Annotated in this window: 3 protein-coding genes; all 3 read left to right on the top strand. The window is 28.9% G+C overall.

Annotation, left to right across the window (positions count from 1 at the left end):
* Positions 1–646 precede the first annotated feature (646 nt).
* Positions 647–2,929, top strand: coding sequence for an EcoAI/FtnUII family type I restriction enzme subunit R (hsdR, locus tag ACR0P1_RS07500; RefSeq protein WP_432645784.1), 2,283 nt, complete (start codon positions 647–649; stop codon positions 2,927–2,929).
* 12 nt (positions 2,930–2,941) lie between these two features.
* Complete coding sequence (locus ACR0P1_RS07495) at positions 2,942–4,411, top strand: type I restriction-modification system subunit M (protein ID WP_432645783.1); 1,470 nt, start codon at positions 2,942–2,944, stop codon at positions 4,409–4,411.
* An 11-nt stretch (positions 4,412–4,422) separates the two neighbouring features.
* Positions 4,423–4,736: hypothetical protein (locus ACR0P1_RS07490; protein ID WP_432645782.1), on the top strand; the 314-nt coding region annotated here is incomplete at its 3' end.

The following is a 4,736-nucleotide window of genomic DNA, read 5'->3' as shown; positions in this document are numbered from 1 at the left end:
TATAAATCATATTAATATGATTTTTTAATTCTGGATGTTTAATTTTTTCTAAGTTCATCATATAATATTTTATTAATAATTTATTTAATTTTATCTTTTTTTAATGAAGAAGAGTTTATATGGTATATTTCATTGTTATCATGGAATAAATTTCAAGTGTGAATTGGATTTTGCACTTTTAATTTCTATACATGTTGTTACATGAGAAAAATCTTTATTTTTTGTAATTGCATGATTTATTGATTGGTTCTGGAAATGATAGTTAACTACATTTTAGAATTGATTTTATCCTCAAAAAAATAAAACTTTCCTTTTTATAATATCTACATATACATTATCTTCAAAAAAATCATTATATTTACCATTAAATGATGTTTTAATTATAGATGGCTATTTTATTTTATAATATTCTTTTGTTAAATGGTTGAATTTAGTATCATTTATTTAATCTAAATCAATATGGCACTTGTAGATTTTTTTAAGATATTTTTGTTGATAATCTTCAGCAGTGTAAAAACAATGGATTAGAAATATTTCAATAACTATCTTTTCTTTTATTAACTTTAGGTAATTATTATCATATAAAAAAGTTTATTTTATCAAAAAATAAACTATATATTAATAAAATTATAATGTTGTGTCAATAATGAGTTACAATAATTATTCTGAAGAAGATGTTAAATATCAATTCATTACACCTTCAATTGAAAATGCCGGATGGGATAAAACCCAAATTCGTTTTGAATATTCATTTACTGACGGACAAATGATAATCAGAGGCAGGAAAGCAAAAAGAGGTGCGAGAAAAAGAGCAGATTATCTTCTTTCATATAAACCAAATTTACCTTTAGCTGTTGTTGAAGCTAAAGATCAAAAACATGCTATTGGCGATGGTATGCAGCAAGGAATACATTATGCCGAAATATTAGATGTTCCTTTTGTATACAGTTCCAATGGTAGCGGATTTTTAGAGCACGATATGTTAACTGGAAAAGAAAGAGAACTTTATTTAAATGAATTTCCCTCACCCGAAGAGTTATGGGAAAGGATGATTCATGAAAAGAAAATTTCTGATGATGTTGAATACATAATAAGAGAACCGTATCATGTAGATAATGGGCAAAAACCTAAAATTCCCCGTTATTATCAAAGAATTGCAATTAATAGAACAATTGAGGCAATTGCAAATGGAAAAGATAGAATTTTACTAGTTATGGCAACAGGCACTGGGAAAACATTCACTGCATTTCAAATTGCCCATAGATTATGGAAATCTGGAACTAAAAAGAAAATTTTGTATTTGGCAGACAGAAATATTCTCATTGACCAAACTATGGCACAGGACTTCAAACCATTTGAAAAAGTCATGACCAAAGTTCAAAAACATGAACTAGATAGTTCTTATGAAGTATTTTTCGCACTTTACCAACAATTAGTTACTCCAGATACTGATAAACAACCTTATGAAGATTTAGACCCCGAGTTTTTTGATTTAATATTTGTTGATGAATGTCACAGAGGCAGTGCTAAAGCTGATTCAGAATGGAGAGAAATTTTAGAATATTTTAGTTCTGCAACTCAAATTGGTATGACAGCAACACCAAAAGAAACAAAAAAAGTTTCAAATATTAACTATTTTGGAGAACCAATTTATACATATAGTTTAAAACAAGGAATCCAAGATGGATTTTTAGCTCCTTACAAAGTAATTAGAATATTAACTGACATTGATGCCCATGGATATAGGCCGCCTAAAGATAAATTGGATATACATGGCAACCCCGTTGAAGATAGAATTTATAATACTCTAGATTTTGATAAAAACATTATAATTGACGAAAGGACAGAAATCGTTGCTTCTAAAATAACAGAATATTTGAAAAGAACTAACAGGTTTGATAAAACAATTGTATTTTGTGTAGATACAAATCATGCAGAAAGAATGAGACAAGCACTTGTTAATGCAAATAATGATTTGGTTGCTGAAAATTCTAAATATGTTGTAAGAATAACCGGTAATGATGAATTTGGTAAATCCCAATTGGATTACTTCATAGATTCTCATGAAAAATATCCAGTTATTGCAACAACTTCAATGTTAATGTCAACAGGCGTTGATTCAAAAACTACTAAATTAATAGTTTTAGATAAGAACATTGGGTCAATGACAGAATTCAAACAGATTATAGGTAGAGGCACTAGATTACGTGAAGATTTAGGAAAAAATTTCTTTACAATTATGGACTTCAGAAACAATACTCGTAAATTTGCTGATCCTGCATTTGATGGTGAACCAGTTGTTATCTTTGATGGCATTCCTCCAAAACCTATTGAAGTTCCTGACGAACCTCTAGTAGAAGAACCTAAAGTTGTTCCAAGAATTAATGGTGTTCCAGTTACAGTTATTTTAGAACAAAACCAATGTTATGATGAAAATGGTAATTTATTAACCGAAAATTTCATTGATTTTACTAGAAGCAATATTTTAAAAGAATATTCCACATTGGAAGAATTTATAAAAACATGGAATTCATATGATAAAAAACAAGCAATCATTGATGAATTATACCAACATGAAATCTTTTTAGATGAATTACGTGAATCTTCTGGCAATTATGAAATGGATGACTTTGATTTAATTTGCCATATTGCATTCGATAAAGAACCACTTACTCGTGCTGAAAGAGCTAATAATGTTAAAAAACGAAATTACCTAAATAAATATGAAGGTATTGCTCGCCAAGTACTTGAAGGATTACTCGATAAGTATTCTAGCGAAGGAATAAAAGATATAGAAAATATTAGAATCCTTGAAAATGACCCTTTCAGAAGAATTGCAAGCACTAAAAAGATTGTAAGTGAATTTGGCGGCCGTGACGGATTTTTAAATGCAGTTCAAGATTTGCAAAAAGAAATATATATTGATTAAGAGGGTTAAAAAATGGATTTAAATAATTTTGTTAAAAGTATTCAAGACATCATGCGTAATGACGCTGGTGTAAATGGAGATGCTCAAAGAATCGAACAAATGACCTGGGCACTATTTTTAAAGATATATGATACTCAAGAAGAAGAATGGGAAATTTATGAAGATAATTATAAATCAATCATTCCAGAACATTTAAGATGGAGAAATTGGGCTGTTGATAAAAAAGATGGTAAAGCTAAAACTGGCGATGAATTACTTAATTTCATAAATCAAGATTTGTTTCCAACACTTAAAAATTTAGAGATATCCCCAGACACACCCATTGGTCAAAAAATCGTTAAAGATGTTTTTGAAGACAATAATAACTATATGAAAGACGGTGTTCTTCTAAGACAAGTTATAAACATTATTGATGATTTGAATTTTGATGATTATAATGATAAACATGCCTTTGGTGAAATCTATGAAAAAATACTTAAAGATTTACAAAGTGCAGGGAATGCCGGAGAATTCTATACTCCTCGTGCAGTAACTGATTTCATGGCATTAATGTTACATCCAGAGCTAAATGAAAAAATAGCTGATTTTGCATGTGGAACTGGAGGATTTTTAACTTCAGTACTTAACATATTAGATAAAAAAGTTTCCTCAACAGACGATCGTGAATTATATAAAAATGCAGTATTTGGTATAGAAAAGAAAGCTTTACCTTATATGCTTTGTGCGACTAATATGCTCTTACATGATCTTGATAATCCAAATATTATCCATGGAAATTCTTTTGATAGAAATGTAATGGATTATACAGAAGATGAAAAATTTGATGTTGTAATAATGAATCCTCCTTATGGTGGAAGTGAGAAAAAAACAGTGCAAGATAATTTCCCTAAAGATTTAAGAAGTTCTGAAACTGCTGATTTATTCATGTCAGTTATCATGTATAGATTAAAAGAAAATGGTCGGGCTGCTGTAATTCTACCTGATGGATTCTTATTTGGAACAGATAACATAAAAGTATCCATTAAAAAGAAACTATTAAATGAATTTAATTTACATACGGTTATTAGACTTCCTGGAAGTGTTTTTGCACCATATACGAGCATCACTACAAATATCTTATTTTTTGATAAATCAAGTGAAGGAACTAAAGAAACTTGGTTTTATAGAGTTGACATGCCTGAAGGTTATAAACACTTTTCCAAAACAAAGCCAATGAAATTAGAACATTTTGACGATTGTGTATCCTGGTGGGATGATAAACAACCTATTGAAACTGACGGCTTTGATAAAGCCAGATTATATACAATCGATGAAATTAAGGACAATAACTATAATTTAGATTTATGTGGATTCCCACATGAAGAAGAGATAATTTTACCTCCAGATGAGTTAATTGAAAATTATCAAAAAGAAAGAGCAGAACTTGAAGCTAAGATTGATAAAACTTTAGTTGAAATTAAAAAACTATTAGATATTGAATAGGAGTATTTTTTATGAAAGCTGAAGATTTAAAAAATTCAATACTTCAATTGGCAATGGAAGGTAAATTAGTTCCTCAAGATTCAAATGATGAACCCGCTTCTGTTTTATTAGAAAAGATTCGTGCGGAAAAAGAGAAATTAATCAAGGAGAAAAAAATTAAAAGGAATAATAAAGAATCATTTATTTTCAGAAAAAATGGACATTTTTATGAGAAGATTGGTAAGAAAGGTGAACCTGTTTGTATTGATGATGAACTTCCTTTTGACATTCCAGATACTTGGGAATGGACAAGAATAAAAAATATTGTTACTAAACTAACTGATGG

The sequence above is a fragment of the Methanobrevibacter sp. genome, from assembly GCF_050872065.1.
Lineage (GTDB): Archaea > Methanobacteriota > Methanobacteria > Methanobacteriales > Methanobacteriaceae > Methanocatella.
The sequence above is the reverse complement of the archived record's forward strand: the minus strand, read 5'-3'. Positions and strand labels throughout refer to the sequence as shown.